Raw genomic sequence first — 21,091 nt, 5'->3', positions numbered from 1 at the left:
GCAAAATACTTTCGGCATCATCTAAAACTCGATGTTCAAGTTTTTGATGATGAACTTGCCAAAAGCACTTAGCCCATCTTTTTGAATAAAAAAAACAAACACTATAATTACAGTAGGTTACTTTTTTAAAATCTTAGTTATGGCACTACTTTTATTTTTTTGATAGTTGTTTTCATCGTTCTGCCAGGGAGAGAGCTTAACCCTAAAGCAGAATATATTTTCTGTTGTCGTGATTCCGGTCGTGTGCTTTTTCTTACATGCACAACATTATCATTTCGGCACTGCATGGAAACTGTTACTCGATTTTGGCCTGCAAGTTGTTTTCTCAAATCAGACCAGCTACTGTTTATCCCCGTCTTTTTCAATCGGTAACGAATACTATGTATCAAATGGTAAGCGATGACACTGATAAAAATATGACCTGTCACCCGTTTTGTGATTTGGTGAAAAACCGGCCGCATCCCAAGCTCGGATTTCAGTGAACGAAAAACAGCCTCCAAATCCGTTAACATTGTATATGTACGCCATAGCGTAGCTTCATCAAATTCCATATGGGTTGTTCTGAGACAATATACTCCCGGCAAACTATCTTTTGTGTCCGCAAGCGTTTGGCGTGTCCAAAGGATCTTAACAGCGTTGCCATTTTTTTCGTTTTTAGATACTTCTATTTTATAATGCTTTGCAGCCTTGGAATATTGCTGTTTCAGACGACCTATTTTTTCCAGGACTTTATCGTATTTTTTTAGACATCCTTTTTTATGCAAGCCTGACTCAAGTTTGCTGACAGCCTTTTCAAAGCGAATGGTAAAGCGATCATTAATAGCCTGTTCTTTTTTTTCCCGCTTTGTAGAGTGACAATACAACAAAACCTCATCATTTTCTGAGTCAATAATTTTTTGCACTTTTACTGTGCAGTCATTGTCTTGTTTTACCACAACTGCTTCATCTTCATTAAATTCGCGATGATGTTTTCGGCTAACTACAATATATGGATAACTGTTTTCCCTGAGCCATTTAATATTATCTTCAGTGGCAATTCCGGCATCCATTACTATAGTCGCTTTTGAGGGCTTAAACAGCTCTTGGGATAAATTCTTTCTTTCCAAACCAACAATCATTTTTTTTAATGTTGACGGTTCACTTACATTACCCTCAAATACTTTGCTGCGCTTGGGAAAGCCACTGCTGTCCAGCACCAAAGCCAAAGTTACCAGTGGACAATCAGAACGTTTCTCTTTGGAATGTCCGCGTTTCCCCAGCTTGTTTGCTTTACTGCTGCCTTCAAAATAAGTGTTGGTAAGATCATAAAGGGTTATTGTCTCTTGAAATTCAAATAAATTCTTTTCTTGTAAGTATAGATGATTTTCTATGGCTTCCTTATTATTGAGAAGCTGATCAGAGATTTTATACATTTTGTATAGATTAATTTTGTTGAAATCATAATCAATTAATTCACCCAAGCCTGAAACATTCTGGAGCCAGTAATGAGTTGCCAGTTCACTACCTGGTTGACACATACGACCTATTATTGTACCGGTTGCTGCTGCGAGCTGAGGGCCATTGAATCCCAGGGCTTTTAGTTCTTCACCAAGTTTTAAAAAAACAAACGCTTCCAGCGCCACATGTTCACAGCTTACACTGCGTGGCCTGAACATTTCCAGGCTGTCTACATCTACCTCGCGATAATCCGGCTTATTATTTTCAGCTTTATTTTTGTGTTGCGCGTGAATAATCCGGGCTGCATAATTTTGAGCAAGCTCCTCTATTTCTTCAGAAATTTTGAAAAAACTCTGCTGGCCACTGATAATCTCCTGAATGCGTGAAGATAATTCTGGCCATTGATCCCGTGGCAGAGAAAAAGCCGTACCGAGATTAATTAATGTGTGCTGGCTGACTCCCTTTGCAGTTCGTTCGGATTGAACCAATCTATAGGTGTAATATTGTTTGCCATCTTTTCGACTTTTTATTGTGGTTCTTCTAATATACATGTTGCCCAATATAGGCGGATATCAATAAAAAGTCAAGTTATTTTTTTATTTTATGGCACTACACTGGTAAAGCCAGAGCAAATTATTTTTAACCTATTAAAATCATTCAAATTAAATTTTTGAAAATTCTAAAATGAGGCTTATTTTGAGCATTTGCCCATAAAACTCAAAAAGATGGGTTAGCAAGGACAATATTTACGTGATAGAGAAGGTGTTGGCCCCAATCTACCTATAGTTCTTCCGCTCATATGTTTTCCCGATGGCATAAGTCGGAAAACTTTTTTGATAACTTGGCCCATTTCTTTAAGTTTTTCACCGGGATCTTGTTGTTGCAGCAAAGATTTGACACATTCCATCAAAACATCCATTTGAGTTTTTCTTTGCAGACTTCCCACGGTAAACACGGGAGTTTTGTTCTCTATGCAGGCCTCCTGCTCAGGGTGAAGGAGGAGGCAATGGTCTAGCAACAGACTCAAGATCAGGCCTCGGCTTGATCCTTCTTCGTCATATTGTTTGGCCTCTTGTCCCCATCCTTCATAAAGCTTCCAGTCTTCAAAAAAAACCTCTACAAGCCATCTCAAAGAATATGCTTGAATAATGTCAACTGTGCGCCAACTCACATCAGTGGCAGCTAAGTAACGGTATTCATCTTCCCCTTCATATTTAAGAGCTATCACAAAAAGCACATTGCCATCGTGTGCATCAACCTTAAGGCGGGCACTGCTCACTGTTGCATTGACTTTTTCACCGCCTCGCACACGAATGGTGCAATTTACACCTTTGTTAATCATGTTGAAATAATCCGTAATTGTCTTTTTTTTACCTTTGTATCGTATATTTTGATTTGACTTTAATTGGCTGATAATTTGCACTCCTCCCAAAATATTAGAGGCTCCATTCATAAATTCTTTTGAACCGTATAAAGCGTCAGCCAATACACATTTAACAGTAATTTTAGGATAATATTTTTTAAAATTCTCAAGTAAGAGCAGGGCTAATTGAATTTTTTTCGGATACTCAGGGTTAAATGCTGGTTTGACAGGACGCTTACTCTTCGGGAGTCCCTTTTTTTTCAATCTCTCTTCAGTAGTGTCCGGTTAGGTTTTTGCATGTTATATGGGATAAAAAAATTAGAAAAATGTTCATTTTTTACTTGACAAACCAAATAAAAATTTTTTATCGTTTTGTTATAAAATATAATTATAACAAGGAGTTAAGACAAAAATGGACATATTCAATATCCCAAAAAAGAATTTTAATCCCCAATCTCATGCTCGATTTCTCAAACCTTTGCAAAAGATTTTTCCTGACACGCCACAGCTTAAATCCCGAGGTCACAGGCCATTGAAAATGACTTTTGAAGATCAGCTTCACGCACTGATATTTTTCCATCTACAAGAACATGAATCAGCTCGTGATCTTATTCAACACCTTAAAGAAGACGATTTTGCCAAAGAATGTGTCGCTCCAGATGGAGGGATCAGTCGTAGCAGTTTTTCCGAAATTATCAATTCTCGAGGGCTTGAACAGCTTGAATATGTTTTTCAAGCTCTTTGCAGCCAGGCACAAAATGCTTTACCATCAAATTATTCAGATCTCGGTGAACTCGTTTCCATTGATGGATCTTTAATTGATGCAGTTCTGTCCATGTACTGGGCTGATTACAGAAAAGGCGCTAAAAAAGCAAAAGGCCATTTCGGCTTTGATGTCAATCGCAAGATTCCTATAAAAATTCATCTGACAAATGGAAATGGCGCTGAACGCCCCTTTGTCAGGTCTATCCTTACAAAAGGCCAAACAGGAATCATGGATCGGGGGTATCAATCACATAAGGATTTTGATCTTCTTCAGGATGAAAAAAAACATTTTGTTTGCCGCATCAAAGCGAAAACAACAAGAACTATTATCAAAGAGCAGCCTGTTGATCCCGACAGCTATATTTTTTATGATGCTGTGGTTCTTCTTGGCACTCCTGGGGTAAACCAGACCAGAAAGCCGGTTCGACTGGTTGGTTATAAAATTGCCGGTGTCAAATATTTTGTGGCAACTGATCGTTATGACCTTACAGCCGAGCAGGTTGCAACCGTTTATAAGCTTAGATGGGATATCGAAACTTTTTTCAAATGGTGGAAGAAACATTTAAAAGTGTACCACTTGATTGCTCACAGTAGATATGGCCTGATGGTTCAAATCCTTGCGGGGTTAATAACCTACCTGCTTATGGCCATATACTGCCATGAACAGTTTAATGAACCTGTATCAATAAAGAGGATTCGTCAGCTTAGAAATACCATCCAGAACGAATTACGTACTGACGAAAAAAACGTATGGTCTAATAATCTGATTATCAAAGAGCAAATGCTATATGCAAAAACTTAACCGGACACTACTGATCTCTCTTCTTCTTTTTTCCAGGCACTAACAACTGGATCAGGCATGTAAAACTTAAAACCAATAGGTACGGTTATAGAGTCTGTGACCAAAAGAAGCAAAACAACTGTTTGCCCATTAACATAACCTCCGCTTGCTTTGTGTTTTTGCTTATGAGCCTTGTATATTCGCTTTGTATTCTTAGAACGGGCACGATCAGACTCATCAAAAACAATTACACCATTTGTGATACCATATTTTTTCAAAATACGCCTGACGCTTCCAACAAGTAAATTGTCCCATGAAATCTTACCCTTACGAAACATCCAAGATAGAGCTGCTAATTTATAATTGCCCAGACTCGCCCGTTCAAATTTTGCCCAACATACAGCATTTACCATTAATATACCGGTAAGACAAAAGCTTAGCCATGCTTTCTGGGTAAATGTTAATCCCGCACCAGGTTTGTATTGCTCCAGGCTATTGTTGAGATCTTCAATGTACTGTTTGATAAATGGTGCAGATTCAGTTAATAGCATTATGAATGGACTCTTTCAAAATTATTAATATTTTTCAATGGCCGTGATTATACTCTCAAGCTTAAAATTTAGCTAATCATAAAAACTTGATCATCGAGTAAAAGGTCTTCATAACGGAATTCGAAATATCTTGAACCGACGTTTTGCCTGCCTTCATTTCGGCATTTTGCTACGTCATCGCGCCATCGTTGCGCCGCTCGGTACATGTTTTTGCCCCAAGCCTTGCGGATGGATAAGCAATAATCGCGTGGATCGCGAATGATGTGAATGAATCTCGCGTTAGGGTAAACATCGTTAATCAAGTTAATATGCCGGATGTATGAAGGCGACTTGTCGCCCCAAATTATGTTCTTAGCCAAGGCGCCGGCATCGTGCCTGACAAGTGCCTCAAATATACCCGCTGCAGTGTAGTTACCACATGATTCATACCATTTTTGGCATTCCATCACGGCGCTTTTTTTTTCCTGATATACGAAATATCGCCATGTCACGGCTTGCCGATAAAACTTTGCAAAATTTTCATACTTGAATAGGACATCTGAGCCCTCCAGATTGTCGACAAGATAAGGCAGAAACTCGGTTTCAATTTCCGGCAAGGCAATCCGGCTGTGCCTGTTCAACAAATCTTTGAGCAACTTGGTGCCCGACCTCGGCATGCCGACGATGAAAACCGGCCCCATGAATCCCGAATGTTTTTTGTTATCCATACTATTTAGGCTTTGATGTATATTGCTGATAAAAATCAATTAATACGACATCTATCTTGATATACGTATTGCCTCATCAGTAAATCTTACCTTCCTCCGGTTGTTGCCTCACGAATAATGTTACTGGCGAGAAGGTCGTTTTGATAGTTATTTCAATTGTATTTAACATATCATGATATGTTTTTAAAATCGTTTTATTTCGTTTGATCCTATTGTATTTTCATCTAACTATATTATTTTGTTTTCACCAGCTCGGAGGATATGGCTCTGGCGGGAAGCAACCTGAGCGCTGTAGCTGGTGACTTAAGCATGGGGGCGGGTGATGCACTGGTTCAGTTAAATAGGTGATTCAATTCAGTAGTGTCCGGTTAGGTTTTTGCATGTTATATGGGATAAAAAAATTAGAAAAATGTTCATTTTTTACTTGACAAACCAAATAAAAATTTTTTATCGTTTTGTTATAAAATATAATTATAACAAGGAGTTAAGACAAAAATGGACATATTCAATATCCCAAAAAAGAATTTTAATCCCCAATCTCATGCTCGATTTCTCAAACCTTTGCAAAAGATTTTTCCTGACACGCCACAGCTTAAATCCCGAGGTCACAGGCCATTGAAAATGACTTTTGAAGATCAGCTTCACGCACTGATATTTTTCCATCTACAAGAACATGAATCAGCTCGTGATCTTATTCAACACCTTAAAGAAGACGATTTTGCCAAAGAATGTGTCGCTCCAGATGGAGGGATCAGTCGTAGCAGTTTTTCCGAAATTATCAATTCTCGAGGGCTTGAACAGCTTGAATATGTTTTTCAAGCTCTTTGCAGCCAGGCACAAAATGCTTTACCATCAAATTATTCAGATCTCGGTGAACTCGTTTCCATTGATGGATCTTTAATTGATGCAGTTCTGTCCATGTACTGGGCTGATTACAGAAAAGGCGCTAAAAAAGCAAAAGGCCATTTCGGCTTTGATGTCAATCGCAAGATTCCTATAAAAATTCATCTGACAAATGGAAATGGCGCTGAACGCCCCTTTGTCAGGTCTATCCTTACAAAAGGCCAAACAGGAATCATGGATCGGGGGTATCAATCACATAAGGATTTTGATCTTCTTCAGGATGAAAAAAAACATTTTGTTTGCCGCATCAAAGCGAAAACAACAAGAACTATTATCAAAGAGCAGCCTGTTGATCCCGACAGCTATATTTTTTATGATGCTGTGGTTCTTCTTGGCACTCCTGGGGTAAACCAGACCAGAAAGCCGGTTCGACTGGTTGGTTATAAAATTGCCGGTGTCAAATATTTTGTGGCAACTGATCGTTATGATCTTACAGCCGAGCAGGTTGCAACCGTTTATAAGCTTAGATGGGATATCGAAACTTTTTTCAAATGGTGGAAGAAACATTTAAAAGTGTACCACTTGATTGCTCACAGTAGATATGGCCTGATGGTTCAAATCCTTGCGGGGTTAATAACCTACCTGCTTATGGCCATATACTGCCATGAACAGTTTAATGAACCTGTATCAATAAAGAGGATTCGTCAGCTTAGAAATACCATCCAGAACGAATTACGTACTGACGAAAAAAACGTATGGTCTAATAATCTGATTATCAAAGAGCAAATGCTATATGCAAAAACTTAACCGGACACTACTGGATTCAATTATATCAATCACGGATTTTCATAACACAGAAACAGCCCCTCATTCTCGTTAGTCGCCAACCATGTTATCGTCAATAATCATTGGGCTGCCCCCAGCAGCTAAGCAACGAAGACGAAATAACTTCCCCAACTATGCATCACAGCTTCAGGCCATCTTTGCCCAACCTGAAATCATAAAAATTTTAAAATAGCTTGCTATTCCTTCAACTATAGGGGGTATTAGCGGTTTATGGCAAGCCGACACAATTGATATAAATACTTGTTTTAACAGGCACAATACGCAAATTCGTGCCTTTTTTACCTATTCAACTGAACCCGTATCTCTCCGTTAAGACCAACAACCTCCAATCCTCTCACAACATCAAATCATGGCGAGTGATTACTTCTTAACACATACACTCTAGTCCCAAAAGGGAGAAACATTTCTTTAATGTAACTATTTGTCAGTATGACATTGCGACTTTCAAACATTGATCGCACAATAAATGATGAAATATTTTGAATTAGCCTTGACGTATCATATGTAAATTCTTCAAGCACAGTACCCTTATGCACCACAATCATAAAAACACTTCCCTCTTTTTTCCATGCTGAATATATAAAATTCCCATCCTCCACAGGCGGCAATATTTCCTGAGCGTCTGGATTAAGAAACAAATTTTCCGCCAGCATCTTGCCCTCATAATTGATTTGTTTAACACGACTCCATGTAGCTTCTGAATTTGACTTTGTATCCCAGTAGCTTATCATCCCGCCGTAAACAAAATTCAGGTAAGCCATATAATTTAACTCAACCCCGGTTGGCTCCCTCCAAGCATCCATCCCACCATAAAGCTGTAACCAGGAATGAAAAGACTTTTTATTTGCCCGGGCTGTTTTTATCGCCCTTATGGTTGTTTCCGTAAATCCATCCAAACTACGCCCATGTCCAGCAAAAGGATAATAAGACACAGAATAAAGATCAGTTGCATCCAGGGTCCCACGAGGTTGTTGTCCGACTTCTTTTGGCACGCCATCGTATGCCCAGTTCACAAAGATAAATTTATCAGGATCAAGTTCTTTTAATTTTGTATATATTTCCATTAACTCATTATCTTGCCAGGTGTGTGCCGCAGGTTCATCAACTGGATACCATCCTATTACCATAGGATAATCTTTTAACCACTTAATCAGATTGGAAAAAGAGGAAACACATACTCGCCAATTGGCTGGCTTTACGCCAGCCAAAGCCAGGCCGACTATTACTTTCAAATCATGCCTGGCAGCGTTTAATAATACTGTCTCAATATCACTAATAACGCTATCATCAAACACACCCTGACTATTAGGCCTTCTATAATAAAACAAAGTGTTTATACCCTGCTCTTTAATTTCACTAAGATACCAGTCGGTCAACACTCCTTGTGCGACAATCCCAATGATGTAAAATGGCTGCTTGTTTACAAATATTGAATTTGTAAATCCAGGTACTCGTTTCTGCGCTCTGACATTCTTATGTAATACAACCCTTACCCCTGTTGGGATTTTAACTGTTTCGGTTCTGGTATCCTCATAAGAAGGCTGGAACATACTTGAACTCGTCCCTCGTTCCAACTGCGCGGCAGCAATAAAGTAAGCGCCCTTTTTGGGAAATCTTAAAATGGGCTGTAGAGTGTTTTTACCTGAAGCAGGAAGATTAAAGGTAAAGGAATAGCGCTTCCATTTAGTTGATAGCTTTCTAATAATTTCTTTCCCTATCGCCCACCCTGGAGCGACACGGAGTTCTGTGCCATTTCTATCGGACTTTATATATGCAGAAAATGTATAATAACCTTCTGACAGGTCTGCGAAAAGTCTGCAAGGGATTAACATAGTATGACGGAAGTCTTCCTCAGTATTATGTATTTTTAGAACATATGTTCCAACTACTGGAGATTTAAGACTTTCGTCTACTTCGTAGTGTGTATGCAGATTTTTTATTTTTGTGGCTGCCGCATGGTGAAGATCCCAGTAATCCGGTATTGGTGGATTAGTGCGCTGCCGAAAAGAGGCATTGCGAAGCAAGTTCGGACTGATTTTCGGCAATAGACTTATTGTTCTTTTTATACTAAAGTCATATCTTCCGGCGTTGGATATAATAGCATTTTCCCATACAATCTCCTTGGCTTCGTTGAGCAACAATACTCTGGCCGGGTTAATTCGTTCACTACAACAATCTGTTCTGTTGTACAGAATGATTCTGGTTATCACCTGTTCAGTACCAAGGTCAAGTTCCCACCAAACAAAGCTGCCACTGCGTGTGTGAGTTACTGTTTTATCAAAATAACTCCCTGAAGTATTTCCATCAATGGCTCTTGGCGCATCTCCACCACATGCAGTGTTAACTTGCTTTGCTTTACCCTGGAGTGAAATCATCTTTTCCCCGCTGTAAACTTCTACTTCCGCCAGCGATAAAATTCGCTCATCGCCAGGCAACTCTACTTGCACATAACGCGCTACTACAGGCTGGGAGGCATAAGCCGATGTATCGTATAAACAACAAAACAAAAAAATTAAATTGCATCCTAACTGCTTCCATTTATTGCCATCTATCAATAGCGTAGAAATATCCACAACTAATCCTTTTTAAGGTGAATTACTTTTCTATATTCATCAAGATATCTTGCGGCAGTCAATTTAATGTCAAACCTGCCCATAGCATACTCTGCTGTTTTTTTTCTGTTTTCTATAAACTCCTGCTCTTTTGAAAGTCTTTTGATATTTACTATTTGGTTTGCGCAATCCTCATAATTTTCCGTGCGGAAAAAGTATCCAAAATTTCCTTTATCAATTATTTCCATTGGCCCTTCTATATCTGACACTAAAACCGGCACCAAGGCTGCCATGGCTTCAACCACCGTGAGGCCAAATCCCTCAAATCGTGATGGCTGAACCAAAAGATCATAATTATGCAAATTTTTGTAAACATAGCTTCTTGAACGATGCCCTAAAAATCTACACCATTCGTTAACCCCAAGCTCTTCGGCTAAACCGGCAAGGTACTTTTTTGATGGCCCGTTACCAATAAAATCAAGCGTAATGTCGTTGTCACCTATCGCGTTATTTACGTGTTGCAAGGCTTTTAAGAGAACATCTTGTCCCTTTATTTCGTGAGCCAGGCGACCAATTTGCACAATTCGGAACGGATGCTGATCATAGCAAGACTTTTGAACAACATTCGAACAAACTATACCATTTGGTATAGTCGTAGTAGTAATTTCTGGATATCTTTCCGAAAGATCGATCTTCACCGCAGTGGAAATACTATAAATCGCATCATAACTACTCACTGTACTTATTTGGATACCTGTATGGTGGGCAGTAAGAACTTTCGGGATTTTCAGTAACCTTAGGATTCTTATAAAGCTTTGCAAGTGTGAATGAACGATATCCGGGTTAAGGACCTTAAGCATTCGGTACAGCTTAAATATATACCAAGGGTTCCGGCTGCCCGGCGGTCTACCAAGCAACTTCACTTCCACCCTGGGATTGATCCGCTCTAAAACTGTATGGTCTAAATCGGCATTGCCAATAAGTACGACTACTTCCGCTGTTAAGGATTGCTCATTTACTATGTCGACTAACATTGTTTCAGAGCCGCCGGTATTAAGGCCCCAAAGTAAATGAATGATCTTCATTAGAATTTTTTCCGTATTGATTCGTTACGATATTGAGAACTGATCATACCACAATCTATCAAAAAATCTTTAATATAACCTTTAATCCAGAACCATCGCTTTTTTATATTAATCATCACAATGTTTTTGGTTGAAACAGACTCCCGTCTTAATATGCTTGTTATTTCTCTTACCTGCCGAAGTATGTTTTCATGGGAGGTTTTTTGAAACGCGTGATTTCTATAGACAGCCCATTGTTCATTAATTATTTTTGGAGGAAAAATTTTAGCCATACGGATCCAAAGATCAAAATCCATCGCCATGAAAAAATCTGGGTTCCAACCCCCCACACGTTTTAGTAAATCTTTGCGAAAAAATGTAGGCTGCTGACGGACTATATCTGGACTTTTTATGAGATGATCAAACGTAACTACTGGACTTTTATTTGTTATCAATTTCCCAGATTTTTCGAAAAAATACGTAAGGTTTCCAACAACCCACATCGTTTCTGGATTCTGGAAACATTCTACTACCGATTTAAATATATTTTTTTCATAAAAATCATCAGAATTTATCCAGCCAATAATATCACCCGTTGCTATTTTCAAGCCTTTATTTAAGGCATCTGTCTGGCCTCGGTCTTTCTCTGAAATCCAAATAACATGCGGATACTTCTTCAGCACATCAACCGTTTGATCCGTAGAACCGCCATCTATGACTATATGTTCCACGTTTTCATAATTTTGCGCCAACACAGAACGAATCGTTTGCTCAATATAACCCCCTTGATTATATGATGGAGTTATAATTGTAATTTTTAATGACATAATTCCTTTCCCATTGCTGTTATAGGCAATCTATTGCCTGATTTCATATCGCGTCTGCTGCTGCAATATAGATATCCGGCAACCATTAAACCTGGTATTTGCAATTGATTTGTGAATGGGTTGCCATTAAACATCAAGAGCAAGAGTGTAATCGTTTGCAAATAAAATGCTAAATGGAAATAGTACAGGTGCGCGTCATCAATTTGTTTGCCTCGATAACTAAGCAAAAAAGAACCAATAAATATGATAAAAATAAAAAAACCAATAAATCCTGTTGTCAGAACTATGTTTGCCCAACCAATATCAGCACTAAAAAGCGCTAATACATAGGGCTGTCCGTATTTGTATTTCTGAACCATTTCCGGCGTCTTAATAACTGACCCGTATTTTAGGCTATTTCTTAATTTTTTCGGTATATTATCTTCATGGATAAAACCATAACCAATGATTGGGTTATTTTTTAAAACAAGCTCAAACCTCTCTTTCAGTAACATCCATCTTCCTGAGTAGGTATCTTCATCAATTTTTGAGCTCACTACTTTGCCGGAAAACAGAATTTCTATGCCGCTTGCCGCCCTGTTAATAACCCTGTTGGCCCAGCCACCGGCCATCAGGACTGTGATACCCATGCTTAAAACTACAATAAAAATTATTGCAGTATTTACTTTGACCTTTCCTCGTTTAAAAAGAAGAAACAACATTGTCATAAATGAGAATAACACGGCAATATAAATACCACGTGTATATGTGATAGCAGTAACAACAACTACCATACCAGCATACACAAACTCATGTTTTTTCACGGGTTCAGCAGCAAAATATCTTGACAATATGTACCAGAAGTACAATAGACTGATTGGTAGAAAAATCGGTAAATATCTGGTAATACTATCATATTCTCTATGCAATCCAAAGAACAATGGCCTGCCTATTATATACTGGGCTATAGCGACTATCAGCAGCGGAAACGTAATGATGTAAAGCCACTTCATAAACATCTTGAATGCGTCTTTATCAACAGCGAATAATCCAAAAAAGATAAAGAATGATAAATAGCCGATGATCATTTGCCGGGACATTTTAAGTGTGTTCAGAATTGGGTAATCATAAATCAACAAAGAATATAGTAGACAGAAAACCAGCCATGCGGTAAATATACCAAGCACAGTAATATAGAAATTACCTTTTATTGGTTTAATTTTTTTCTTAAACATTAACTGAAACATCAATTGGGCTGCAGCAATCAAGAGTAATACAGCGCCATAGTCCCAAATGAATTTTCCATGAATAATACGTGGAGCTAAATCAAAGCACTGGCTCATAATAAAAAAAGCGACAAAAATCTTCGTCCGGAGTCCGAGTCTAAGAAAAATGAGAAGGCTTATCATGCCTCCTAATAATACATATAAGTTCATGCCAGCTATATTCATATCAGCGCGGCTCTCCAATCATATATTTTTACTACAGACCTCGGTATTTGAATTCGACAATGTTTTTATAAACTTTATTTCTAACTTATTGGATTAATTTAAACAACACGATGGCATAAAAATTGCCGTGTCCAATTTTTATGCAGCTTTACACTATAGTTTTAATTATAAATATATTCAGATTATTAGATGTCATAGCGTCTAATTAATATTGCTAAAAGTACGAGGTCTATACTAAAAATACCATCCAATGAAGTCATCAAACATTAAACCCGACAAAAAGGCCATTAACCTGTAGTAACTGCCCTGTTGTCATGTCAATGAATTCCGGATCAATAGACCACTAGGACAAACCATTTGTCGTATAACATCGAAATTACATCACCAATCAAAGGCTCATTCGAATACAACTGAGCCAGTGACATCTCAACAAAAACGTCCTTGATTTTATTAATGAATTCAACCGCGCCATTCCACGAATTTCCTGAAATATTAATTCTTGCCGCCCCATCCTGATTCCCGAGTCATCTATTTTGGATTATTGGAAGCCGCTTTCTCAAGAAACTTATATGTTGAGGATAATGGTTCGAAATGAAAGACACAATTCTTTTATCAAAGCCGGTTTTTTTTAATTGACGAGCAAATTGCCCGATATTAGTGGCAACATCGAATACAACACTGATGTTTCGCGTGTCAAACAAAACTTCAAGCTGCTACAAAATTATTTTTACTTTGATCGAAGATCTGCAATTAAATTCATTATTTTTTTCCGTATCGGATGATTCCACATTGGCAAACTTGCAATCAAAAAAAAACACCCTATCATTAAGCTTCCAACAATATATCGCCCCCATGGATCAGAAGGTGCTGATATCGCTAACATCATCTTCTTAATTTCTGGTGACTGCAGCCACAACCCGTAGCTGACAAAAAAACCTATAAAACAAAAAACCGCCAACCACCTACTGTCTTTGGGGATTACATTACTGAAACACATTACATTTTTCCAATAAAAAAGTATGTTTAACAGCCCCCCGCCTAATGCCACTGCCAAAGCCCATGCCATTACTACACCCAAACCTTCCCATAATCTGCCAATAATGAATATCAATATGATATTGCTTGCTGTCATAACCAAGTGAGTAACGACATTATCTTTCATATTGCCTGTCCCCACACCGACATAATATGCAGGGACGGACAAGGTGTTAACTAGCCAACCAGCGCATAGCATAACCATTGACCAAATAAATACCGGTTCATAATGGCCCACCCATATTTCTGATATCAATGGAGCAGAAAGTGTCAATAGACAGAATCCAGGAACGGCAAGGTAAAAAACAAATTGATAGGACACAAGGTAAGTATTTAATATTTTTTTGGGGTCAAGTTGATTGAGATTGGCGAATGTTGGAACAAGAACCTGGTTTGCACTTACCAACAATGAACGAGACAATTGCACCAATTTATTGGCCATCTCATAATAAGCCACCATGGAAACATTGCCATATCTGCTCAAAAAACCTTTGGTGACAGGATCGGATAGCATTACGAGCAATGAAATTATTTGAAAATTAACCGCGTAACCGAACATCTCTTTGAAAAGCTTTTTATTCCAGTGGCACGGCAATACCGGCAACCCTTGAACATATCTTTTTAATAACACAATGGTTATCACAAGTGTCAGACAATTCTGGATTACCCTTGCGTAAGCTAGCCCAAGCAACCCATAATATGGTGCCAAAATTATGCAAATCACAAAATGGGAAACCGAATCAAAAACAAGTATCCCATTCCTTTGAGCTATAAGTTGGCAGCCATACAAAGCACCTTGATAGATAGTTGTAAGCATCAAAAGCCAGAAAGATATAAGAGCCAAAGGTAATATTTCTAAAGCGACACGGTAAAACTTCTCTTCGAGCGTAATCTGGAAATAATAATTTGCAGCGGGGAACAAACTTATCACGAATACAAAACTAAAAAGTGCTATAGATATCACTGCCGTCTGAATAGCTATAGAAATTTTTTTTTTATCATCAAATGCATCATAATCTGCGATATGTTTTACAATGCTTCCCGTCATTCCGAGATTAGCTGCCTGGGTCATCGAACTAATCGCTAAAACTAATGACCATATCCCAAGTTTTTCTGGGCCAATAGTTTCCAGCAAAAACCTGTAAAGCAGAAAAACCGTGATTCCGGAAATAATTATTTGGGCGATAGAGGACCCGGCACTGATTGTGATTCGTCGTTTATCAATCATAATGAGATGGAAAGGGGGCCGTGTAAAAAGGGGCAAGTTATGATAAAAAGATGGGGTCAAGTCTACGTTTGACCCTTACTCTGTCCTGAATCAACCAACAATGCGAAACCCGGATTATAGGTTTATTTTTTCAGTTCCTGGCGTACCTGGCGGCTTGAGCGCAACAGGCTGTCAAAAATACCTTAAGCGCTGAGGCGCCTTGCCGGCCAGGCGCCTCAGCACTTAAAATTCCGAACTTATTTTTGCGCGACCTTGGTTACATCAATCTTGTAATGATAGGAGTCTTTTTTTATCGCCTGGTGGAGTTCTATTTAAAAAAATTGAAGATTGATTCAGATGAATGGATTTATGATTGCAAGTTTATTCTCCAGGATAAATCCATCCTGCATATCTTCCGAAATCAAGTAATTTGCATCACAATCCAGAGCGCTGGCTGCAACAACGCTGTCCCGGAAAGAAAAACTCTTATCAGCGCGTATCTTTGATGCCTTTAACAGTATATCTTGAGATAACTCAAATACTGGATATTTTTTGTATAGGTAGTATCCGCTGAATTTCGATAATAACATAGTATATCAGCATTGTTCATATATTAATCATAGAGAATTTTAATCTAAAATTTTAAGCTCATTTGTGGTATTTTAATTGAATTTTGGTAAAAAACGGCAAATTGTTAACACCTATAGACGCACCTCTCCTATCCGCATATTTTTTAAAATCAACTATTTTTGATAAAATCCTTGTTCGGCTTATGCCAGCCCGAGTTTCATCAGTTTTTTTTCTTCAATCTTTTCTCCCATTAGAAGCTGAATAAACTTTTTAAGATTATAAGCGGTTTGACAAAGCAATGACCATATACGGTCTCCTTCAAATCCTCTATAAAGACTGCATCCAAAACCTCTAATATTTTTTGCAATAGCTATGAAACCTTCTGTTGCTGAACGGGCTTTACAGCAAAAACTCTGTTTTTCTTCGGATACATCTTTTTTACGCCCCAAAAAAACGTTACTGATATTGTCTGCAATTTTAAAATTACCATTGCTTCTGTAACCAAGGTCGGTAATAATATTTTCCGGTTCGCCTTTCATCCGTTTTTTGAACTGTTCGAGTGTTCCAGCAAAAAGCGTTTTATCATTTGGATTACCGATAAAATTTTCAATGGTAATCATGAATCCTTCCCTATTGAAAGTCATTTCCATTGTTGTGCCGAATTCACACTTCGGATGCTCTTTTCCTTTTACAATCGGGCGGGCATCCGGTTCATCAATGGATACAATCCGGTTTTTTATCTGTTTTTTACCTTCGAGTTTTTCTAAGGTTTGTGCTTCAAGAATAGTAAGAATAGCAAACATATTGTCAGCTTTTATTTGTTTTTTCTTTGTGGTCTTTAATGATTCAACTTTTTTATCAAATATTTTTAGAGCAGGAATAAATAATATATTAAATTTGAGTAACCATTCCAAACGGTTTTGTTTTTTGTTCAAAAAAAATTCTCGCCATAATTTTTTTACTTCATTATTGTCCCACCACAAGGAGATTTGATGCAAAACGGCAAATTGTTTCATTTTGTCAAAAGCTTTAAAAATTAAATGTACATCATTTGGATAGATAACGTTATTTTTCAATACGCTTGAATCTATCATAGCATTATCACCCTGTATTATCCCAGCTTTGCGTAGAACCTCAAAAACTTCTTTTTCTATAATTTCAACACCTTCTTCACCTATACGTTTTCGAAATACACATATAGAACTCGGATCCAGGCATGTTTGCAATTCCTCATTTGTGATGTTACAAAAATATTGAATATAGTGGTTTTCTTTTATATGCTTAACCATTTGCCTATCACTTAATTGATAGTATTTTATACAAATCAAAATCGCTGTCATCATCCTGAGAGATTTTCCAAAAGCACCCTGACTGGTGTTATAAAATTTACACAACTTTGTAATCATTTTTTGCCATGGAATTATCCCACGGATAATAACCAATTCCTGAACTGGATTGGTTATATTTGCTTTCACCCATTCATCAGAAAGAACTTCTTCAAAAGTATTTTTTATCATCAGAATACCTCCTATCCTTTTTAGAGTGCTTAAAATACCATTTAGCTGCAATTTAAAAAATGGCATATACTGCTATGGATAGCAAAGCATTTCTTTCATAAAAAAGAAATTCAGCAGATACTAGGTAACAAAAGGGGGACGGGGTTGAAATTGCGCGTTTCGTTTTGTGCACTTACGTTCGTGCAGAGTGTGCACAAATCGAGAGTTTTGCGTAAAGCCCATGATTTTATACGTTTCTACCCGATCGGAAATTCCTATTCTTTTTACTCTCCAGCCTGTTCCAACGCATATTCATATACAACCTTGCTAACACAAAATCCGCCTTTTGTCTGCAAAAGAGCTAATTCGCTTGATAGACTGGAGATGATGTGCTTTCTTTTTGCCCAAATTAGAACACCTACAGTGCCCAGCACAGGATATTGTAATCGCGCAGCTACGCTTCGAGCGCTTTTTTCGTCCAAAAGCAGTAAATCGGCTCCAATTTCCTGCCCAAGAGCGATCACTTCAGCCTCGCCTTGATCCAAATATGCCTGAAGCGCGGTAGCAAAAACATTATTTTGGATCTGCTGACGACAGATCCATTCAGCAGTCGCTACCTGCTCCGCTCCAGTTCCTTTTTATCGTACTGTCTGGATATGCCATCTTGCGCTAATAATAAAAGGAAATTACACTTTTCCATTCCCGCCAACTGACGAGCTTTTCCAAGCGAAAGCAACCCTTTTTCATAAAGCCGTAAAGCGAGTTCCCGTCGAAGCCGGCCTTCCTGCTCATCTGGAGGGATACGTAAAGCATCCTGTATTTCGTCGTTGAATTCCAATTTCCAGGTAGGAGCATCGGTTACCCGACGCCCCCCCTACAGACCCGTACGTGAAGATTTCCCTCATACGGTTCCTCGGTTCAAATCCTTTTTACCGGATTATCAACCAAACAGGCGACACCCCGTTTGGCGTATAACTTTGCAGCCCTTACGGCATCAAATATTATGGACTATTCTGGGTAATGGCAGTGGGTATGTTGTGCGCAAGTCCTCGAACATTACTTCGCCCTTGTGACTTCTTCGGCTTAACCATCGACGCCATGCTTTCTCAGTATATTCAAACACAACTTCCAGCACTTTGTAGTTACTTATTACTCCAAAGTACTGGTAAAAACCTCGCAGTTTACTGCAAAGAATCTCATACTGCTCGGCCATTGGCTTATGACGGTTATCCTTGCACCATATCCATATTCTCTTCATAAAACGGCTTGAACGCTTTCTTGCCGTCTTTTTCTTTATTACCATGTACCCTTTTAATGATTTTGACCAGTAAAATGTAAACCCTAAAAAATCAAACGTCCCGTTTCCCTTTCCGCTAATGCGTTTGGAAAATCGAATCAGTTTTGTCTTTTCCGGGTGAAGTGACAGCTCGAACTGTTCGAACCGCCTGGGTAATACATCCATGACACGCAATGCGTCTTTTTCATACTCGAACCCGAGGATGAAATCATCCGCCCAGCGTATGATGGAGCATCTCCCTTTCATCCGGGGGATCACTTCTTTCACGTACCAGTCATCTAAAACATAATGAAGAAAGATATTACTGAGCACAGGGGAAATTACTCCTCCCTGTGGAGTGCCCGTTTCAGAGTACGTCAGGTTGCCTTCCTCCATTACGCCTGCATTCAACCACTTCCCTATCAGGCGAATCATTCCGCCGTCACTTACTCTCCGACGTATCATGTCTTTAAGTAACTCGTGATTAATATTGTCAAATAGTCCTGTAATATCTGCGCTTACTATCCAGCTGATATTCTGCTTCAAGCATTGCTCACGTAAATCTTTGATTGCCATGTGTTGGCTCCGACCTTTTCTGAATGCATGGGAAAAATTGTAAAAATTCCTGTCAAATATGACATTCAATATGGCTGCTGCTGCTTTCTGGACAATTTTATCCTCAAGTACAGGTATGCCAATTGGACGCTTTTTCCCTCCTTCCTTGTCTATCCAGATACGCTTTACAGGAGACGCAACGTACTGTCCTCTCCGCAGTCGTTCATACAGATTATAGAGGTTTTGATCAAGATTTTCGGCATACTCCTTTGCCGTAACCTTGTCCACTCCTGCAGATTTGCTTTTCCGAATTTTACGAAAGGATTGTTTCAGTAAATCAAAGTCTATCCGATGGACTACTGATGTAAATACCAGTTCAGGATTACTTTGAGCAAGCAGCTCGATTTTGATAAGGGATGACCCACCTGTTAACACCGGTGGTTGTCCCCATTCTATCGGTCTGGAATTGCAAGCGACCGTTCTTGCAATTTCTCGGCTTTTTGTTGATATGGTTTGTGACATCTGTGTATCTCCCATAATTCCTGCCAAAAAAACGTTATACCCTGCTTCACCTTCCCTGCAGTGGGTCGCTTGGGCATCACTTCCCCACCTTTCCGATCAAGATAGTTCAATTCTTAATCATCGGTACTATGATCTGCTAAGACTTCCGAATGTTTATCTCAGGTTCGTTCGCTCTTCGCTATCCTCCCCTGATACCTTGTATCGCCCATCTTTTAATGTTTGTGTTTCTGCCAATGGCAGACTCGTTGCAAGGCGGGACATTCCTATGCAACGCCGGGATTTCGCTTGCGCTGGATTTCCTGTTACCGTTCTTTTTACCCAAGGAAACATCCGGGTCTCCCAAGTTCCCGAGCTACCCCTTTGAGTACATGCCCTGGTCTAAGACCCCGGTGGTGTCCTGAATACTTGCCTTAGCATATTCAGGACTGCTGCCTTCCGCTGTCTCCAAAGCGTCGGCTTTTTCCTGCAAGCAGGATTATCACAATGACCACAACCATACATTTTTCGGGGCTCAATACAGAGCCTGCAATCTTGCTCCGTCCAGCTCCAGACTCCCGTTACCGGGTTTACCTGTGGACTTCGCTACTGACCTGCTGGTTAGTCTTTAGTCAGGTGGGACTATCTTAACATCAATGCCAGAGCAAGCCCTGCAGAGATGAAGGAAACAAACCGTTTCCCGAGCACCCACTTGGTAACAATATCGAGTTTCAAAGACCTTGTGTCTTATCCCAACGATTCGGATTTATCTTGGCACGAGAAGAGGCATGGTTCATGGTCTCCTTATGGCCTTAAGAATAGTCAATTCTGTAAAATATTTATTTTATGCGTCACTTTCCTTTTAAGCAAGGAAAAAATCGTATATTGATGTTAACAGAGAACGGGGTCACATCTTAAATATTCAATATTCGAGCCTTGGATGTAATGGGGGACGCTGGTGACTTGTGATCTTATTCATCAAGAAAGAAAATGGGTCAAGTCTACGCTTAACCCTTAGTCTGTCCTGAAACAAACAACTTTTTTCAGAATGTTCAGCAATTCCCGATTGGAGCCAGAATGCCCTAAAATAGCGAAGTAAGGAATTTGCCTTTCGTAAACTTTTTCTTAAATTTAGTCCAAAACCGATGGCATCTGCTATTTTTTTATATTTTTTCTGGACAAAAACGCAAAGATTTTTTTATGTACGTATGGCAAACTCTATTCATTAGGAGGGAATGTCATGCCTGGAAAAAATAAAAAGAAAGCGCGTTTATCTAAAAAATTTAAA

16 protein-coding genes are annotated in these 21,091 nt (G+C 38.9%); 2 read left to right on the top strand and 14 right to left on the bottom strand.

The features are described from left to right. Nucleotides 1-137: 137 nt before the first annotated feature. Nucleotides 138-1,988, bottom strand: coding sequence for an IS1634 family transposase (locus BuS5_RS06005; protein WP_274427756.1), 1,851 nt, complete (start codon nucleotides 1,986-1,988; stop codon nucleotides 138-140). Between the two features lie 179 nt (nucleotides 1,989-2,167). Continuing rightward, complete coding sequence (locus tag BuS5_RS06000; protein WP_274428101.1) at nucleotides 2,168-3,064, bottom strand: transposase; 897 nt, start codon at nucleotides 3,062-3,064, stop codon at nucleotides 2,168-2,170. A 148-nt stretch (nucleotides 3,065-3,212) separates the two neighbouring features. On the opposite strand from BuS5_RS06000, the gene BuS5_RS05995 reads away from it, so the two are divergent. Continuing rightward, nucleotides 3,213-4,367 carry an IS4 family transposase gene (locus BuS5_RS05995; RefSeq protein ID WP_036019371.1) on the top strand — a complete coding sequence of 385 codons (1,155 nt, stop codon included), beginning with the start codon at nucleotides 3,213-3,215 and terminating at the stop codon, nucleotides 4,365-4,367. Here BuS5_RS05995 and BuS5_RS05990 read toward each other — a convergent pair. Continuing rightward, the gene (locus BuS5_RS05990) at nucleotides 4,364-4,897 is read right to left on the bottom strand and encodes a hypothetical protein (RefSeq protein ID WP_274428099.1); all 534 of its coding nucleotides are present in this window, start codon (nucleotides 4,895-4,897) and stop codon (nucleotides 4,364-4,366) included. The genes BuS5_RS05995 and BuS5_RS05990 overlap by 4 nt on opposite strands. A gap of 68 nt (nucleotides 4,898-4,965) precedes the next feature. Beyond that, entirely contained in the window at nucleotides 4,966-5,604 is a 639-nt protein-coding gene (locus tag BuS5_RS05985; protein ID WP_027355189.1) for a sulfotransferase family protein, read from the bottom strand. Between the two features lie 495 nt (nucleotides 5,605-6,099). Here BuS5_RS05985 and BuS5_RS05980 point away from each other — a divergent pair, with 495 nt between their 5' ends. Continuing rightward, complete coding sequence (locus BuS5_RS05980) at nucleotides 6,100-7,254, top strand: IS4 family transposase (protein WP_036019371.1); 1,155 nt, start codon at nucleotides 6,100-6,102, stop codon at nucleotides 7,252-7,254. A 386-nt stretch (nucleotides 7,255-7,640) separates the two neighbouring features. Here BuS5_RS05980 and BuS5_RS05975 read toward each other — a convergent pair whose 3' ends face one another. From BuS5_RS05975 to ltrA, 10 genes are all read right to left on the bottom strand, one after another. Then, on the bottom strand, nucleotides 7,641-9,866 hold the full coding sequence (locus BuS5_RS05975) for a galactose-binding domain-containing protein (protein WP_027354796.1): 2,226 nt from the start codon (nucleotides 9,864-9,866) through the stop codon (nucleotides 7,641-7,643). A gap of 2 nt (nucleotides 9,867-9,868) precedes the next feature. After that, complete coding sequence (locus tag BuS5_RS05970) at nucleotides 9,869-10,930, bottom strand: glycosyltransferase (protein WP_051375089.1); 1,062 nt, start codon at nucleotides 10,928-10,930, stop codon at nucleotides 9,869-9,871. Next, the gene (locus BuS5_RS05965; protein WP_035266226.1) at nucleotides 10,930-11,736 is read right to left on the bottom strand and encodes a glycosyltransferase family 2 protein; all 807 of its coding nucleotides are present in this window, start codon (nucleotides 11,734-11,736) and stop codon (nucleotides 10,930-10,932) included. Before BuS5_RS05965 ends, BuS5_RS05970 begins: the two co-directional genes overlap by 1 nt. Continuing rightward, nucleotides 11,727-13,166, bottom strand: a complete 1,440-nt coding sequence (locus BuS5_RS05960) for an O-antigen ligase family protein (RefSeq protein ID WP_027354794.1) — start codon at nucleotides 13,164-13,166, stop codon at nucleotides 11,727-11,729. The genes BuS5_RS05965 and BuS5_RS05960 overlap by 10 nt, the downstream gene beginning before the upstream one ends. A gap of 727 nt (nucleotides 13,167-13,893) precedes the next feature. Beyond that, nucleotides 13,894-15,429 carry an oligosaccharide flippase family protein gene (locus BuS5_RS05955; RefSeq protein ID WP_157487456.1) on the bottom strand — a complete coding sequence of 512 codons (1,536 nt, stop codon included), beginning with the start codon at nucleotides 15,427-15,429 and terminating at the stop codon, nucleotides 13,894-13,896. A gap of 332 nt (nucleotides 15,430-15,761) precedes the next feature. After that, nucleotides 15,762-15,998 (bottom strand): hypothetical protein, encoded by a 237-nt coding sequence (locus tag BuS5_RS05950; RefSeq protein ID WP_274428095.1) that lies wholly within the window; start codon nucleotides 15,996-15,998, stop codon nucleotides 15,762-15,764. A gap of 180 nt (nucleotides 15,999-16,178) precedes the next feature. After that, nucleotides 16,179-17,495 (bottom strand): transposase, encoded by a 1,317-nt coding sequence (locus BuS5_RS05945; RefSeq protein WP_274427662.1) that lies wholly within the window; start codon nucleotides 17,493-17,495, stop codon nucleotides 16,179-16,181. Between the two features lie 263 nt (nucleotides 17,496-17,758). Then, on the bottom strand, nucleotides 17,759-18,019 hold the full coding sequence (locus BuS5_RS05940; RefSeq protein WP_274428094.1) for a DUF3368 domain-containing protein: 261 nt from the start codon (nucleotides 18,017-18,019) through the stop codon (nucleotides 17,759-17,761). Nucleotides 18,020-18,087: 68 nt separating this feature from the next. Further along, complete coding sequence (locus BuS5_RS05935; protein WP_274428093.1) at nucleotides 18,088-18,312, bottom strand: UPF0175 family protein; 225 nt, start codon at nucleotides 18,310-18,312, stop codon at nucleotides 18,088-18,090. Between the two features lie 156 nt (nucleotides 18,313-18,468). Next, nucleotides 18,469-19,842: a group II intron reverse transcriptase/maturase gene (gene ltrA / locus BuS5_RS05930; protein WP_036019348.1), complete on the bottom strand. Its 1,374-nt coding sequence runs from the start codon at nucleotides 19,840-19,842 to the stop codon at nucleotides 18,469-18,471. Nucleotides 19,843-21,091 lie beyond the last annotated feature (1,249 nt).

Origin of the sequence: Desulfosarcina sp. BuS5 (genome assembly GCF_028752835.1) — a bacterium.
Classification (GTDB): domain Bacteria; phylum Desulfobacterota; class Desulfobacteria; order Desulfobacterales; family BuS5; genus BuS5.
Note: the sequence above shows the minus strand (reverse complement) of the source record. Positions and strands in the feature narration are given on the sequence as shown.